17 protein-coding genes and 2 pseudogenes are annotated in these 15,222 nt (G+C 44.0%); 13 read left to right on the plus strand and 6 right to left on the minus strand.

Translation table 11 applies throughout. From position 1 onward, the window contains the following. Positions 1 to 58: 58 nt before the first annotated feature. The 10 genes and pseudogenes from BOQ04_RS06450 to BOQ04_RS06495 all read left to right on the plus strand — a co-directional run bounded on the left by BOQ04_RS06450 (position 59) and on the right by BOQ04_RS06495 (position 8,837). Entirely contained in the window at positions 59 to 1,336 is a 1,278-nt protein-coding gene (locus BOQ04_RS06450; protein ID WP_076023954.1) for an alpha-hydroxy acid oxidase, read from the plus strand. 30 nt (positions 1,337 to 1,366) lie between these two features. Beyond that, positions 1,367 to 2,464, plus strand: coding sequence for an alpha/beta fold hydrolase (locus BOQ04_RS06455; protein WP_076023955.1), 1,098 nt, complete (start codon positions 1,367 to 1,369; stop codon positions 2,462 to 2,464). A 31-nt stretch (positions 2,465 to 2,495) separates the two neighbouring features. Continuing rightward, positions 2,496 to 3,443: an alpha/beta hydrolase gene (locus BOQ04_RS06460; RefSeq protein ID WP_076023956.1), complete on the plus strand. Its 948-nt coding sequence runs from the start codon at positions 2,496 to 2,498 to the stop codon at positions 3,441 to 3,443. 38 nt (positions 3,444 to 3,481) lie between these two features. Next, positions 3,482 to 4,126, plus strand: coding sequence for a carboxymuconolactone decarboxylase family protein (locus BOQ04_RS06465; protein WP_076023957.1), 645 nt, complete (start codon positions 3,482 to 3,484; stop codon positions 4,124 to 4,126). Positions 4,127 to 4,185: 59 nt separating this feature from the next. Next, complete coding sequence (locus BOQ04_RS06470; RefSeq protein ID WP_076023958.1) at positions 4,186 to 5,337, plus strand: iron-containing alcohol dehydrogenase; 1,152 nt, start codon at positions 4,186 to 4,188, stop codon at positions 5,335 to 5,337. Further along, positions 5,334 to 5,781, plus strand: a pseudogene (locus BOQ04_RS06475) (acyl-CoA thioesterase). Before BOQ04_RS06470 ends, BOQ04_RS06475 begins: the two are co-directional and overlap by 4 nt. A 372-nt stretch (positions 5,782 to 6,153) precedes the next feature. Then, a complete protein-coding gene (locus BOQ04_RS06480; RefSeq protein WP_076023959.1) occupies positions 6,154 to 6,357 on the plus strand; it encodes a cold-shock protein in 204 nt (67 codons plus the stop codon). 86 nt (positions 6,358 to 6,443) lie between these two features. Further along, the gene (gene infA, locus BOQ04_RS06485) at positions 6,444 to 6,704 is read left to right on the plus strand and encodes a translation initiation factor IF-1 (protein WP_076023960.1); all 261 of its coding nucleotides are present in this window, start codon (positions 6,444 to 6,446) and stop codon (positions 6,702 to 6,704) included. Positions 6,705 to 7,166: 462 nt separating this feature from the next. Then, on the plus strand, positions 7,167 to 8,201 hold the full coding sequence (locus BOQ04_RS06490) for an aldo/keto reductase (RefSeq protein ID WP_076023961.1): 1,035 nt from the start codon (positions 7,167 to 7,169) through the stop codon (positions 8,199 to 8,201). Between the two features lie 33 nt (positions 8,202 to 8,234). Continuing rightward, entirely contained in the window at positions 8,235 to 8,837 is a 603-nt protein-coding gene (locus BOQ04_RS06495) for a nitroreductase family protein (protein WP_076023962.1), read from the plus strand. Positions 8,838 to 9,155: 318 nt separating this feature from the next. Here the strand turns inward: BOQ04_RS06495 and BOQ04_RS06500 are convergent, their stop codons facing one another. The 5 genes from BOQ04_RS06500 to BOQ04_RS06520 form a co-directional block, all read right to left on the minus strand. Beyond that, a complete protein-coding gene (locus tag BOQ04_RS06500; RefSeq protein WP_076023963.1) occupies positions 9,156 to 10,181 on the minus strand; it encodes a cytochrome d ubiquinol oxidase subunit II in 1,026 nt (341 codons plus the stop codon). 12 nt (positions 10,182 to 10,193) lie between these two features. Further along, positions 10,194 to 11,540: a cytochrome ubiquinol oxidase subunit I gene (locus BOQ04_RS06505; protein ID WP_076023964.1), complete on the minus strand. Its 1,347-nt coding sequence runs from the start codon at positions 11,538 to 11,540 to the stop codon at positions 10,194 to 10,196. 225 nt (positions 11,541 to 11,765) lie between these two features. Further along, entirely contained in the window at positions 11,766 to 11,963 is a 198-nt protein-coding gene (locus BOQ04_RS06510; protein WP_076023965.1) for a hypothetical protein, read from the minus strand. Positions 11,964 to 11,965: 2 nt separating this feature from the next. After that, positions 11,966 to 12,484: an ATPase gene (locus BOQ04_RS06515; protein WP_076023966.1), complete on the minus strand. Its 519-nt coding sequence runs from the start codon at positions 12,482 to 12,484 to the stop codon at positions 11,966 to 11,968. Next, entirely contained in the window at positions 12,481 to 12,678 is a 198-nt protein-coding gene (locus BOQ04_RS06520; protein ID WP_076023967.1) for an antitoxin VbhA family protein, read from the minus strand. Before BOQ04_RS06520 ends, BOQ04_RS06515 begins: the two co-directional genes overlap by 4 nt. Before the next feature lie 198 nt (positions 12,679 to 12,876). Here BOQ04_RS06520 and BOQ04_RS06525 point away from each other — a divergent pair, with 198 nt between their 5' ends. The 3 genes from BOQ04_RS06525 to BOQ04_RS06535 all read left to right on the plus strand — a co-directional run bounded on the left by BOQ04_RS06525 (position 12,877) and on the right by BOQ04_RS06535 (position 14,848). Beyond that, on the plus strand, positions 12,877 to 13,902 hold the full coding sequence (locus BOQ04_RS06525; protein ID WP_076023968.1) for an integrase core domain-containing protein: 1,026 nt from the start codon (positions 12,877 to 12,879) through the stop codon (positions 13,900 to 13,902). A 65-nt stretch (positions 13,903 to 13,967) separates the two neighbouring features. Continuing rightward, entirely contained in the window at positions 13,968 to 14,234 is a 267-nt protein-coding gene (locus BOQ04_RS06530) for a transposase (RefSeq protein WP_071467090.1), read from the plus strand. A 143-nt stretch (positions 14,235 to 14,377) separates the two neighbouring features. Then, complete coding sequence (locus BOQ04_RS06535) at positions 14,378 to 14,848, plus strand: IS3 family transposase (protein WP_269844386.1); 471 nt, start codon at positions 14,378 to 14,380, stop codon at positions 14,846 to 14,848. Between the two features lie 160 nt (positions 14,849 to 15,008). Here BOQ04_RS06535 and BOQ04_RS06540 read toward each other — a convergent pair. Further along, positions 15,009 to 15,222, minus strand: a pseudogene (locus BOQ04_RS06540) (IS110 family transposase); the annotation flags it as partial.

Below are 15,222 nucleotides of genomic sequence, written 5' to 3' on the forward strand. Positions count from 1 at the left end.
TTCTTTTAATTCAGTTGCATCCAGATTGCAGTAATAAAAATAATAAGCAGGAGGAGACATGAAGCATAATAAGTATAAAGACGATCAACGTCGACAATTTTTAAGTTGGTTGGCGGCGAGTCCATTGTTGGCACTCGGGTCCAGCCAAGATCTTTTGGCTCAGGAAAAAATTGATCCCAGAGAGCTTCTGCGGAACTATAGCGAGCATCTGGACCCGATGATGCTCTCGCCCAAAATACCTTTTGAGCTTATCTCAAGTCCACAAGAAGCTATCAATGTATTTGACTTTGAGCCAGTAGCCTTTAAGAGGGTTCCGCTAGCCCACTTTGCTTACATGGCCACAGGAATTGATGATGAAGTGACCTTGCGCGCCAATCGTAGTGCCTTTCAAAAGTTCCCATTACGCCCGCGTCGTATGCGTGATGTCAGTCATGTGGATACCTCAATTACTTTATTTGGGAGTAAATGGAAATCTCCAATCATGATTGCTCCCACGGGTGGAAATAAGGCTTACGACCCCGAAGGGGAGGTAGCCGTTGCTCGAGCAGCTCGAGCGGGGGGTTATTTAAATGTTCTCTCAGCAGCCGGCGCTTCTACTATTGAAGAGGTTGTAGCCGCTCGCCAAGGTGAGGTCTGGTTTTCTCTCTACGCAACCTCAAGTACCGAAGTTGCTAAGCAGGTTGTTCGGCGGGTTGAGAGGGTTGGTGTTCCTGTTTTAGAGATCACGGTTGATCGCAATGGTGGCAGAAATCAGGAGACCTTTTTTCGTTTAAAGAAAATGGATTCTCGCACTTGCTCAAATTGCCATGTCCATGGATTTGGGAGTGCGCATGAGCGGCCAATCTATGATGGTATTGATATGACTGGTATCAATATGTCCTCATCGAATATGACGTGGGACTTTATTCAGAAAATGCGAGACGTTACGAAGATGAAGATCGTTCTCAAGGGCATCCTGACTGAGGAGGATGCAAGCCTTTGTCTAAAGTATGGAGTCGATGGCATTCACGTTTCGAACCATGGCGGTAGAAGTGAGGATGGCGGAAGAGGTGCTATTGAATGCTTGCCTGAGGTTGCGAAGGTGGCTAAAGGTAAAGTCCCAATTCTTTTCGATAGTGGTGTGCGTAGGGGGAGTGACGTTTTTAAAGCAATGGCATTAGGCGCCAATGCAGTTTGTATTGGGCGTCCGTACCTATGGGGTCTAGGTGCATTTGGACAGCCCGGTGTTGAGCGGGTGATGGAGATCCTGCAAACCGAATTTAAGTCAACCATGCAGCAAATGGGTGCGCCCAATATTGCTGCAATTCAATCATCAATGGTTTTTAAGGGTGCCTAATAAGGTCGCGCTAAAAAGTAAGGATAAAAAATGAAAAACAAATTACATATTTTTAGTTTAGCCCTCCTACTCATAGTTTTTTCTGTTAACTCTTTTGCCCATAAAGATAATGAACCACTTCATCAGACTTATCTTGAGGGCAATTTACTTCTTGAAAATGGCAGCATTATTGAAAACTTTAAAATTTCATATACAACTGCAGGAACTTTAAACGCAGAAAAAAGTAATGCTATTTTGATGGTGACTGCAATTGGAGGCAATCACCATCGAATTGATTATCTTATTGGACCTGGAAAAGCGCTTGATACCAATAAGTATTTTGTTATCTGCACAGATGCGATTGGTAATGGTCTCACTACCTCGCCATCAAATAGCGAGACCCAACCTAATATCAACTTTCCTGAGTTTAATATTCGAGATATGGTGAATAGCCAATATCGACTGCTGACTGAGCACTTCGGTATTGCAAAGTTAGTAGCGGTAGTTGGGGCATCGATGGGCGGCATGCAAGCGCTTCAATGGGGCGTCTCCCATCCCAACTATACCCAAGCAATAGTACCAATTATTCCGCTTGCTAAAACTCATGCTTGGACTACTGGTGTGCTTGAAATGATTCGTCAGAGCATTATGACTGACCCTGCCTATCAGGATGGAAAATATGACAAGCCTGTTGAAAAGGGTATGCGCTTATGGGCGGGCTGGTTAAGTGGGGTGATTGTTAGAACGCCTACTTACCAAAATCAATTATTCAATACGCCTGAAGCCGAGATTAGATTTATCCAAGGCGTTGAAGATGCTACATGGAAACGAATGGATGCAAATGATTGGATATGGCAATCCCGCGCTTATGATCGGCATGATGTTGGTCAAACACAGGGCTTTAATGGCGATACGATAGCTGCACTAAAGTCTATCAAGGCAAAAGCATTAATTCTTGCTGGTACGGGTGATTTATTGAATCCTGAGTCAGATGCCAGGGAGTCGGCTAAGTACATACCCAATGCTAAATATGTAGCAATTAATGATATGTTGCCAATGGGTCACTTTTCAGGCGCGGGTGCTACTACAAACGAGAATGAGCTGCAAAATAAGGTTATCAAGGAATTCTTATTCACGATTCAAAAATAAAGCTGTAGACAATAAAAATATTGGAGACAAAATGAAGTTGAAAAAAAATTGGATACTAATATTGCTGGCCCTGAGTTGTACTTGTGCAATGGCGCAGAAAAGTAATATCAAAAGTGCTGAAAGTTGGGTTCAAAACGGTGAGGTCAGAATTTATATCTGGGAAAAATATACCGGCAGTCCAAAAAATAAACCCGTGATTATTTTGGCCCATGGATCAGCTACTGCTGGGAAGGAGTCTTTCGATCTGCAGATTCCTGGGCGGCCCGATTTCAGTGTGATGGATGCTTTGGCTAAACAGGGATTTGATGTATTTGCTTTAGATGTGAGGGGGTTTGGAAGATCTACCCATCCAACTGAGCATTTCACAACAGAGGATGCTGCAAGTGACCTGAATGCAGTTGTAGATTATGTGATGCGCGAGAGAAATGTTCCTAAAGTGAGATTGTTAGCTTGGTCTTATGGCACTCAATATGCGGGGTTATTTGTTATGGCTCATCCAGATAAGGTAGATCGTTATATCTCCTATGCGCAGATGGGTATTGATAGCGTAGATATTGCTAAACGCAGGCCCAATTTGAAAATGTATCAAGAAAAAGTCTACATTCAGATACCAGAGCAGGGATGGCATGGCCGCTTTTATTCGCTTACCCCTAATGAAAATAACTATCCAGATGTTGTGGATGCTTTTGCCAAGGCAGCAGCATCTATTGAAAAAAATACGCCTACAAGCCCTCAATTGGATTTGGTTACCAAACTACCGATGCTTGATGCGTCAAAAATAGTGGTGCCCACCATGATCATCCATGGTCAATATGACGATGTGGCAGATACCAAGCAATTACTTCCATTTTTTGAGCAACTACCTAATCCCAATAAGCGTTATGTCATTGTTCCAGATGCTGGTCATATGATGATGCTGCAAAAAGGCCATACTATTTTTCAGCAAGCTATTACAGATTATTTTAGTGAGCAGTTTTAAGTGTTAGATCTAACAATAAATAATTTAAGGGGCTATTGATGAAGACAATACTAGGCAGGTTAATGTGCATTAGCGGAATTTCTTTGGTTTTACTGTCACCAGCCTTTTCCCAATCCCCGCCTACTCCAGGAGAGCCACCACGTTTCCCGCAGATAACAGTAGAGCAACTTCCCTCTGATGCTCGACCATTAGCCGAAGAGATCATCGCAATTTCTAGCGTTGGCTTGGGTGGGCCTTATAACGTGATGCTCAGAAGCCCTGTATTTGCGGATCGCATGAAGCGGTTGTTGGATTATTTGCGTTTCAATACATCGCTACCCACTAGACTCAATGAATTTGCAATTCTGATTCAGGGCAGACTCTGGCGCTCTCAGGTTGAGTGGTATGCGCATTACCCTTTGGCGCTTAAGGCGGGCTTATCGCAGCAAGTAGCCGATGATTTGAAGGCCGGCATACGCCCAAGAAATATGAAGCCAGATGAGGAGGTTGTGTACGACGTTTCTATGGAGATGGTGAATAATCATCAAATTAGTGATGCCTTGTTCCAAAAGTCTAAAGCCATATTGGGTGAGCAACAGCTTGTGGATTTGGTGGCAGTGAGTGGAACATACGTGACTGTGGCGATGTTGCTAGCCTTGGGTCAAGAAATGCCGCCCCCAGGAAAGCCTCTGCCCTTTCCTTGAGTGATGGCGGGTTTGTAATGTTTAGGTAAGTGCTTTGAGAGAATTTTTAATAAAGGAAAGTGATGCAATTTGACTTTCATTCAACCCGCTCAATCCTGGTGGAGAGAGGCGGGGCTGCTAATCTTGCCAAAATCATTCAAGCGCGAGGAGGCAAGTCTGTTTTGATTGTTACTGACCCGGGCGTTTTGTCAGCCGGTCTATTGAGTCAATCCCAACAAGGCTTTAAAGATTTAGGAATCGCTTTAGATGTTTTCTCACAGGTTCAGGCTGATCCTCCCATCTCTGTTATTGAGAATGCAGTCAATGCAGCTCAACAGTGCAGGGCTGACTACATTGTTGGATTTGGGGGTGGCAGCTCAATGGATGTTGCCAAGCTAGTAGCGCTGTTGGCTGCCGGCAAAGAAAAACTTTCAGAAGTGTATGGCGTAGGGGTGGCTAAGGGGCCGCGTCTTCCTTTAATTTTGGTTCCTACCACTGCTGGAACAGGCTCTGAAGTCACAACAATTTCCATAGTGACGGTAAGTGATAGCGAGAAGAAGGGCGTAGTGTCCCCCCAATTGTTACCTGACCTTGCTTTATTAGATGCTCAACTCACCCTTGGGCTGCCCTCTCATGTGACCGCTGCTACAGGTATTGATGCCATGGTCCACGCTATTGAAGCCTTTACAACGAAACGCTTGAAAAATCCAATATCAGATTGTTTGGCAAAAGAGGCCTTGAGATTGTTGGCCAGCAATCTGCACCGAGCGGTTAGATCCGGCAATGACATTAAGGCACGTGAAAATATGCTCTTAGGTGCCTGCCTTGCCGGCATGGCTTTTACCAATGCGCCTGTGGCAGGAGTGCACGCTTTAGCTTATCCAATTGGTGCAAGATTTCATGTGCCACACGGCTTATCAAATGCCTTGATGTTGGGGCCTGTGATGCGCTTTAATTTAGAGCAAGCACATTTTATGTATGCGGAGCTCGGTCAAATTATTCAACCTGGCTTATTGGGCTCAACCCTGGATCAGGCAACTCAATTGGCAGACTATTTAGGTAGTCTTGCCACCGAACTGGGGCTTCCAGGTCGATTAACTGATGTTGGCATTACTGAAAATGATATCAACCAGCTTGCCGCCGATGCAATGCTGCAGACTCGTTTGCTAATGAACAGCCCACGCGAGATTACCTTGCAAGATGCTGCAGCCCTGTATGCGGAAGCTTTATGAGTAATAAGAAAATTGCACCACCAAAGCGTTCTGATTTTGTCGCGTTTGAGCAAATTCATTCTAGATGGATGGATAACGATGTTTATGGACATATTAATAATGTCGTGTACTACTCATTTTTTTGATACAGCCGTCAATCGATATTTAATTGAGCACAACGCACTGGATATCACAAACAGCCAAGTGATTGGCTTGGTAGTGGAGACTCAGTGTCAATATTTTTCCTCCATGGTATATCCGGACTGCATTCATGTTGGCATGAAGGTGGTGCATTTGGGTAACAGTAGTGTTCAATATGAGCTTGCTATATTCAAAAATGATGATGACGCTGCCTCTGCAATGGGACGCTTTGTGCATGTCTATGTAAATCGACAGACCAATCAGCCAACGCCAATACCGGAGAATGTTCGGGATGTATTGCTCGGGCTGATGGTATTGGGTTGAAATTCATTTGCACCTAGATTATTGGGCTGAAAAAGAAAAGGGGTCGCTTAGGGTTCGATCCCATGGTACTGTTGGTGGATCGAGCAAGATTGACTATGCCGAAATTTTGTCTTTGAACTCGTAACCAAGGGATTTTCAAGGTAGTTTATCTGCAACTATGGCTGTTATAAGGGAGATTTATTAGAAAGCGAGCGCTTGTGAGCAAAGTAGAGTAAAATCCAAAAAGCGATTTTCAAGCTAATAGTGTTGTTGTACTAGTAATTAATACCGCATTTCTGCGATAGTTCTTTTTAGCATCTCCCCCGCCATTCTTGACTTTCGCCCCTTCTGGGGCATTGCCCCTTTTTTATATTTTTTAAGGAATAGTCAGATATGGCAAACGGAATTGTGAAATGGTTTAACGATGCAAAAGGCTTCGGCTTTATTACCCCTGAACTCGGTGGCGAAGATTTATTTGCCCATTTTTCAGCAATTAATAGCAATGGATTTAAGACATTAGCTGAAGGTCAAGCAGTGACTTTTGATATTACTACTGGCCCTAAAGGCAAGTTAGCATCCAATATTCAACCTGCTTAAATCAGAAGCAAATGCCAGGCGGAAATGATTTGCCTGGCCCAAAGCCCAGCATGACTGGGCTTTTTATTTTCCTTGAGGGATGTTAAATGGCAAAAGAAGAGTTGCTTGAAATGGAAGGTCTTGTTGATGAAATTCTGCCAGATTCTCGTTATCGGATTACCTTAGATAATGGTCATAAGCTTATTGCCTATACAGCAGGAAGAGTCAAAAAAAATCACATCCGCATATTGGCTGGGGATAAGGTTTCTTTAGAGGTCTCTCCTTATGACTTATCTAAAGGCCGTATTACATTTAGACATCTCGAAAAGAGGCAATCTTTTGCAGGTGCGCCGAATAGACGATATTGATAGTCTTGAAGTTAAGGCTGCAAGATAAATTACTATTTGCAAAGAATCTCTGGTGCTGATTGATATCTTCCGGTAATCTAGAAATGCTAAAGCCACCTTCGGGTGGTTTTTCTTTGGGGTGATGGCAGGCTCTCTCAAATTTGAACATTGTGATACCGGCTTACCCAAACACCCATGTGAAGTTCACGGATAACCATCGTCGCTTATCCTACTCATTGCGACTCGATAGATTTTCTATTGAGCTCACACAAGGACCAATACGTTCGATTCAACCAAGAAAAGAGGGCCGTATTGCTGTGATCCCTTCGCATTGCTGGTGGGTCGGTCGAGATTGGCTGGGCCGAAACTTCGTTTTCGAACTCGCGATCAATTGATTAACAACATGAAATGTGTCAGCAAGTTTATGCAGGCCAACCTACAATCATCGAACTAAGTCTAGGCAATAAATTATTAGGAGCTTTTATGAAATATCGTTTATTAGGCAATACAGGGCTTTATGTCTCTGAGCTCTGTTTAGGCACTATGACTTTTGGTGCTCAGGGATTTTGGGAGGTCATGGGCGGCTTACAGCAAAAAGCTGTCAATGAGTTGATCAAAACTTCATTTGATAGCGGGATTAACTTTATTGATACTGCTAATGTTTATTCTCTAGGGCAATCTGAAAGCTTGCTGGGACAAGCGATTAAAGATTGCGGCTTGCCACGTGATCAATTAGTTATAGCTACCAAATCTACTGGGATTATGGATGAGACCCCCAATGGCAGAGGGCAATCACGTTTTCATATATTTAATGAAGTTGATGCGAGTCTAAAGCGCCTTCAGTTAGATCATATTGATCTTTATCAGGTGCATGGCTTTGATCCTTTAACACCATTTGAAGAGTCCTTGTCTGCGCTGAATGATTTAGTGAAAATGGGCAAGATTCGCTATATTGGTTTATGTAATATGGCTGCGTGGCAGATCATGAAGGCAATCGGCATTTCTCGTCAAAAGGGTTATGCTGAGTTTACAAGCGTGCAATCGTATTACTCTATCGCTGGAAGAGATTTAGAGCGAGAAATATTTCCTCTGGTGCAGGATCAAAAGCTAGGGCTCATGGTCTGGAGTCCTTTGGCAGGCGGCTATCTCTCGGGTAAGTTTAGTCGTGATACGGCAAATCCTGATGGAGCCAGACGCTCAAGCTTTGATTTTCCACCCATTAATAAAGATAGGGCATTTATTTGCATTGATGCAATGACACCAATTGCTAAGGCGCATGGAGTTTCTGTGGCTCAAGTCGCGCTTGCCTTTATTCTATCCAAAAAAGCAGTATCAACCATCATCATTGGTGCCCGCAAACTGGAGCAGTTAAAAGACAATATTGCTGCTAGTAAGCTAGTCTTAACGGAAGACGAGCTTAAGATACTTGATGAAGTCAGCGCCTTGAATCCAGAGTATCCAGGTTGGATGCTTACTTTCCAGGGTCAGTATCGCGCAACTCCACCAATTAAAGACTAATTTTTATCTCAATCAATCATACTAAGGAAATATATGAATACATTTGATGCAATTCGCCAGCGCAGAGCAGTGAAGTACTTTGACCCCAGCCATCAATTTTCTCAGCAGGAGATTGATCAGCTGATTGAATTGGGTATGCAAGCCCCATCTTCTTTTAATATCCAGCATTGGCGTTTAGTCAATGTCACCGATAAAGCCCTCAGAGCAAAATTACGCGAGGCGGCAAATGACCAAGCTCAAGTGACTGATGCATCTTTGTTATTTGTTGTGACAGTGGATATCAAGGCATGGGAAAAAGATCCAGCAAGATATTGGGTCAACGCCCCTAAAGAGGCTCAAGATATCTTGGTGCCTTGGATTCACCCTTTTTATTCTGGCAAAGAACAACTTCAGCGTGACGAGGCCATGCGCTCAGCTGGAATCTTGTTGCAAACTATGATGTTGTCAGCTAAAGCAATGGGCTATGACTCTTGCCCAATGGTTGGTTTTAATTTTGACAAGGTTGCAGAGTTGATCCATTTACCTAAAGACTATGCGATTGCAGCAATGTTGGTAATTGGTAAAGCAGTTAAACCTGCTTGGCCAAAACCTGGTTTTATTCCCAAATCAGAAATGATTATTAAAAATCACTTCTAACTAAAGCCACCCTCGGGTGGTTTTAGTTTGTCGGATAACCGACATATCACCATAAGCGTCCGGAAACACGACACCTGCAAGTCGCTCACGGTCAATCAGTCTGAACCAGCGTCTGCCATCCCCACTTAAAACGTCCTATAGATATCTCATTGTTACCGGCGCCCTCCACATATGCACCAGCCCAAAAGAAAAAGCCCCTAGATTTTTCTAGAGGCTTTTGTGTAACTGGTGGGTCGGGCGAGATTGGCTGCGCCGAAACTTCGTTTTCGAACTCGCGACCAAGAGATTAAAAGATACCGCTTAAGTATCTACTAATGCTTAGTAGTAGCTCATTGGGACAGTCTTACCCCAAAATATTCGATAAGAGTAAAAGGTATAAAGCAGGATTGCTGGCAAGACAATTGCAGTGCCCCAAAAAATTAACCAAAGAGATTCGGTTGCAGCTGCGGCTTGCCAAATCGTCATTTGATCGACGATGATGTAAGGAAAGAGGCTATAGGCAATTCCGAAAAATGAGAGCCAATAAATTGCCACGCTTGCAACAAAAGGAACCCACATTTTTCGGTGTGGATTTGACGACAAGGTCGTCAGAGTTCGCTCAATGATGATAAAAAGGATCAGAGTAGTTAATGGTATTGGAGCTAAGTAGATGATATTTGGCAGGGCAAACCACTTAGTCATAATTTCAGGACTAAAAAATGGTGTTGCAATGGATATCAATCCAATTCCAAGCGCTGTGAAGCCCAGACTTACTTTGGCCCAGTGAGTAGCCTTTAATTGCAACGCGCCTTCAGACTTCATGATCAGCCAAGTTGAGCCTAAAAGAGCGTATCCAGCAGGAACACAGGCACCCACTAGGAGAGCAAATAACCAGCCCAATAAACCAGAGTCAAAGCCCACGATATGACGCCCAATCATGACCCCTTGAGCTATGGAGGCAATAACGCTACCTAGGTAAAACAGAAAGTTCCATAGCGGTTTTTGATGGGATTGAACCTTAACCCGAAAATCAAAGGAAACGCCCCTTAAAATTAAACCAGCCAGCATGATAGCCACGGGGATATAGAGTTCAGTCAGAATAATTCCGTGTGCCAATGGAAATGCAACTAGTAGTAGTCCAACACCTAGAACCAGCCAAGTTTCATTGGCATCCCAAAATGGCCCTATAGAAGAAATCATCATGTCCTTTTCTTCATCAGTTGCTCTATTTAGAAGAATACCAACACCTAAATCATAGCCATCCAGAACAACATAGGAGAGCACGGCAATACCCATGGCTACCAAGAAAAATAGTGGCAGCCATCCTGAAGCTTGGCTCAGATCGGGAATCATATTTAGTGGCATTGTGAATTTATCTTATTGGGCATAGGAGTTAGACGTGCTTGTAATCGTATTACTTACTGGGGCTTTATCCCCTTCGCGAGCAAGGTAAAAAACCACCCCAATGTAAGAAATAATGAGTGCGATATATAAGAATAAATACATCAGCAAGCTACTCAGAACAATGCCTCCCGCTATTGTTGTAGCGGCATCAGCGGTAGTTAGAACCCCGGTAACGATGTAGGGCTGCCGACCAATTTCAGTGACGTACCAGCCTGCAACTACAGCAATCCAACCAGAAAAAGTCATTCCAACCAAAATTTTGGCCATCCAGGGTTTGATATCTTGTGACTTATAAATTTGCCAGCGTGCCATCCATGAAACCAATAGCATGAGTAGACCCATGCCAACCATAATACGAAAGGCAAAAAATACTGGTGCTACTGGAGGAATTTTGTTGGGGAAATCTTTTAAGCCTTGCACTTCACCATCCCAGTGATGGGTCAGATAAAAGGAGGCTAACTTAGGAATGCTAACTTCATAGAGGTTACTCTGCGTCTTTTGATCTGGAATGGCAAAGATTACAGCTGGTATACCAGAGCCAGATTCCCAAATGCCTTCCATTGCAGCGAGTTTGGCAGGTTGATGTTGCAATGTATTTAGTCCATGTGCATCACCAAGGATGATTTGAATAGGCATCAAAATTGCTGCTGTAGTGATGGCAATTTTAAGAACAGCTTTATTAGCGGCAGACTTGCTGCCTCGGAGTTGCCTAAAGGCTGAGATGCCAGCTAATAAAAATGTCACTGTAATAAAGGCTGCAGTGAGCATATGCGCCAAGCGATAGGGCATAGAAGGATTAAATACGATGGCAAACCAATTAGTAGCATGTGCTTGGCCATCAATCATTTCAAAACCTTGCGGTGTTTGCATCCAAGAATTTAATACGATGATCCAAAAAGCGGATAAGGTGGTACCAAAAGCGACTAGAAAAGTTGCGATGGTATGAACGCGTGGAGAGACTCTTTTGCTACCAAACAGCATTACTCCCAAGAAGGTGGCCTCCAAGAAAAAAGCAGTGAGTACTTCGTAGGCAAGTAATGGGCCTGCAATATTGCCGATGGTTTTCATGTATCCAGGCCAGTTAGTGCCAAACTGAAAACTCATGGTGATACCACTGACTACCCCTAAAGCAAATGTTAATGCAAAAATCTTTACCCAAAATTGGTATGCCTGATTCCAGCTGGAATCATGGGTTCGATTGAATTGAACTTTGAAGTAGAAAAGAAACCATCCCAAAGCAATAGAAATGGTTGGGAAAAGAATATGGAAGGTAATATTTGCGCCAAATTGAATGCGACTAAGCACCATAGGGTCAAGCATTGTGAGCCTCTTAAGCAATGGTTGGATTTATCAACTATCTTATTCTCAAAACTCAATTGATGCTTGAGGGATTAAATATGAAGCGATTAACCCTTGAGACCCTATATTGTTTAAGGTGTTGATCAAGCAATTTGAGTGAACTAAAAGAAAAAGCCCCTAGATTTCTCTAGAGGCTTTTGTATTGCTGGTGGGTCGGGCGAGATTCGAACTCGCGACCAACGGTGTTTAGGTCCTAAGTTGGCGCTGTTTGATGAGTTCTGCAGCAGGGATTCGAACTATCTTACCGTCAATAGTGGTTACGATAGCCGTATTAGTTTGGATTGCCAAGTCTATTGCAGCTTGTCCAGCACGTTGCATAGCGTAGTAAGATCCTGCGATATCGGGATCAGAGGAATTACGAATGTCTTTGCTTGGAATAGTCATAGTCAACCCTGGTCTGTTTGCTCGGGGGGAGTTTTATCTCCATCTAACAATACCCATGATTTTACAACTTTTTGGTATTTGGGCAAATTCTCGAGGCCAGCGGTATATCGCCTACGAATGACCTCTTCAGGGATGTTGTGCCCTCCTTGTGCCACCCTCTCTTTTACACGTGAAATAGCTAACTCAGAGGAACTTAGTGCAATAAACCAGAGTTTGATGACGTACCCCAGATCTTTCCACTCCTGAATACGTTGCAGATAATGTGTGCCGGATAGAGTAGTTTCAAAGGCAAAGCTTTCGCCTGATTTGGTGTACTCATCTAATTCGTTTAGCATCAAGCGAGCCGCCTTGAATGCAACAGATTCAGGATTAAATGGTGCCAAACCAGCCGCTATAAGATCAGCATTAATAAAACGAAATGTATGAGCTTCTTGCGGTAAGAAGTTTTTGGCAAAAGTAGTTTTACCAGCTCCATTAGGTCCTGCAATGATGATAATTTTTTTATTTAAATTAACCGTCATTTGATTGTGCCCTTAATATAACTTTGGTTAGTTTCTTCTATTAATTGGGCGATACTTTTTTTGCCATTTATATAGTCAGTAAGTTTTTGTTCAAACTGCGTTGCTAGGGCGATGCCTTCAATTCGAGCAGAGGCAATGGCGTTGCAAACGATGTATTGGCGAGGCTGATGTGTTGTGACAAGCTTTGCTGGCATTCCACTATTTTATTGGATTTGGGTCGGATTCCCTAGCCAATAAATGACCCTAAAACAGGCTAAAAAGGACAGTTTTAAAAGATATCGCTGGCAATAAAAAAGCCCCGCAGAAGCGAGGCTTATGTACGACTCGACACATAGTTAACACTTTATACCGGACACATACTTTACAGTTTTTGGCATAGGAGGGACCACTCTATGCCGTGGAATGAAAGTACGAAGATGGATGAAAAGCTCAAGTTTGTATCTCGTTACCTTGATGGCGAGAAGATTGCTACCCTTTGCCAGGAGTTTGGAATCTCCAGAGTCACTGGCCATAAAATCATTGATCGCTATAAAGACAGTGGTTTAGAAGCCTTTACGGATCGATCAAGAAGGCCCTTTAGGCAAGCCAATCGGCTGCCCTTCCAGGTCGAGCAACTGATCGTGAACCTCAAAAAGGAGTTCCCGACCTGGGGCGCTCCTAAATTGCGCGACAGATTGCACACCCACTACCCGGAGTTAGCATTGCCCGCCAAAAGCACGGTGCATGCCGTTCTCGATCGCCATGGCTTAGTCAAAAAGAAACGCAGACGCCACCACCCCAAGCTCACGGGGACCAACTTATCGGATCTCAAAGAACCGAATGCTCTATGGTGCGTGGACTACAAAGGGGAGTTTATGCTGGGTAATAAGCAGTACTGTTACCCCTTAACCGTGACGGACTATGCCTCTGGCTTCCTCATTTGCTGTGAAGGCCTAGAGAGTACTCGCGAAGCGCAGGCTTTTACGGTCTTTGAGCAACTCTTCAAAGAGTATGGGCTGCCAGGCTCCATCCGCTCAGACAACGGTGTGCCGTTTGCCTGCGCTAATGCGCTCTATGGTTTAAGTAGTCTATCGGTGTGGTGGCTTCGTTTAGGCATTGGTATTGAGCGCATCAAGCCAGGCAATCCCCAGCAAAATGGTCGGCATGAACGCATGCATTTAACGCTCAAGCAAGCGACGACTAAACCCCCTGCCAAAACACTTTTGCAACAGCAAGATAAGTTTGAAGACTTTATCCATGAGTACAACTATGAGCGGCCCCATCAAGCACTGGAGATGAAAAAACCGGCACAGCTCTATACCCCCTCGACCCGAAAATACGAAGGACTGCCCGATGTGAGTTATCCCTTCCACGATAAGACAGTGACCGTGACTAACTGCGGACGCATCTGCCTTGATGGTAATGTAGTATCCCCATAGATTCGTACATTTAAAAAGTTGAGTTTTCTGTTGTTTATGGCAGTATTTACAACAGGAGAATCAATATGAAGAAGTCACGATTTACAGAGACCCAAATCGTTGGGATTTTGAAAGAAGCCGAGGGCGGGATTGCGATGGCAGACATATTGCGCACGCATGGGATTAGTGGCGCCACCTTTTATAAGTGGCGATCTAAATACGGCGGCCTAGAAGCTTCTGAGCTCAAACGGGTTAAGGAGCTAGAGCAGCAGCTATCAGAATATAAAACGATGGTTGCTGAACTGACCCACGATAACCGAGCGCTAAAGAACCTCATTGAAAAAAAGCTCTAGCGCCAACCGGTAAAAAAGAGGCAGTCGATTACCTGGTTGGCGAAGAAGCAGTACCCATTACTAGAGCTTGCGCTCATTTAGGGCTGGCCAGGTCATCGTATTACGAGCGCCCAAGGAGCAAAGCTAAAGCCGATGAGCCTGTCATTGAAGTACTTAATCAAGTGGTTGCCAAGAATGGGCGCTGGGGTTTTAGATTGTGTTTTGATTGGATGCGCAATCAGGGCTACGAGTGGAATCACAAGCGGGTATGGCGTATTTACAAGGAGATGGGCCTCAACTTACCCAGAAGAACTAAGAAGCGTATCCCCAAGATGCCAAGGGTTCCACTTGTTGCCCCGACCGAAGCCAACTCGATGTGGGCGCTCGATTTTATGTATGACACGCTGCATTACGGCAGACCTTTTAGGACCCTCAATGTCATTGATGAATCTAATCGCGAGATCTTGGCTATTGAAATTGATATTAGCCTGCCAGCAGCTAGAGTAGTGCGAACCCTAGAGCAACTAGAGGATATCCATGGTTTACCTCAGGCGATACGTCTGGACAACGTACTAAATGCAAGAACTTTTTCCAGCGATAGGCAAAGCCATACCGTAACTGCAATTTGCAGTTAAAAAAATCAAACTTACTACTTGTCTATACCCAAACGGTCACTTCCACAAATAAATCAGGGGTCCCGATTAACCATAATTAACACAAGATCCGCCACTTCACGTTTTGGTCTTTACCCTACTTAAAACAATCTGAGGTCCCAGTGGAAGGTCCAAACATTATCTACGAGGTCCTTGCGGCCTCTACGGCCCTACAGAGAGGGATCGATCCACTGGGTAAAGCTTTTTCATAGTAACCTTGATACATCTGTTTTGACTTCACTAATCCATACACTACACGCGCCATCTTCGCTGCCACCGCAGTCCTTGCTTTACGTTGTAAATCCTTATCCTGCGGTGCGCCTTTAATATAGCGGCTATATTTTTGCTGAAAACAA

Origin of the sequence: Polynucleobacter sphagniphilus (genome assembly GCF_001953355.1) — a bacterium.
Classification (GTDB): Bacteria; Pseudomonadota; Gammaproteobacteria; order Burkholderiales; family Burkholderiaceae; genus Polynucleobacter; species Polynucleobacter sphagniphilus.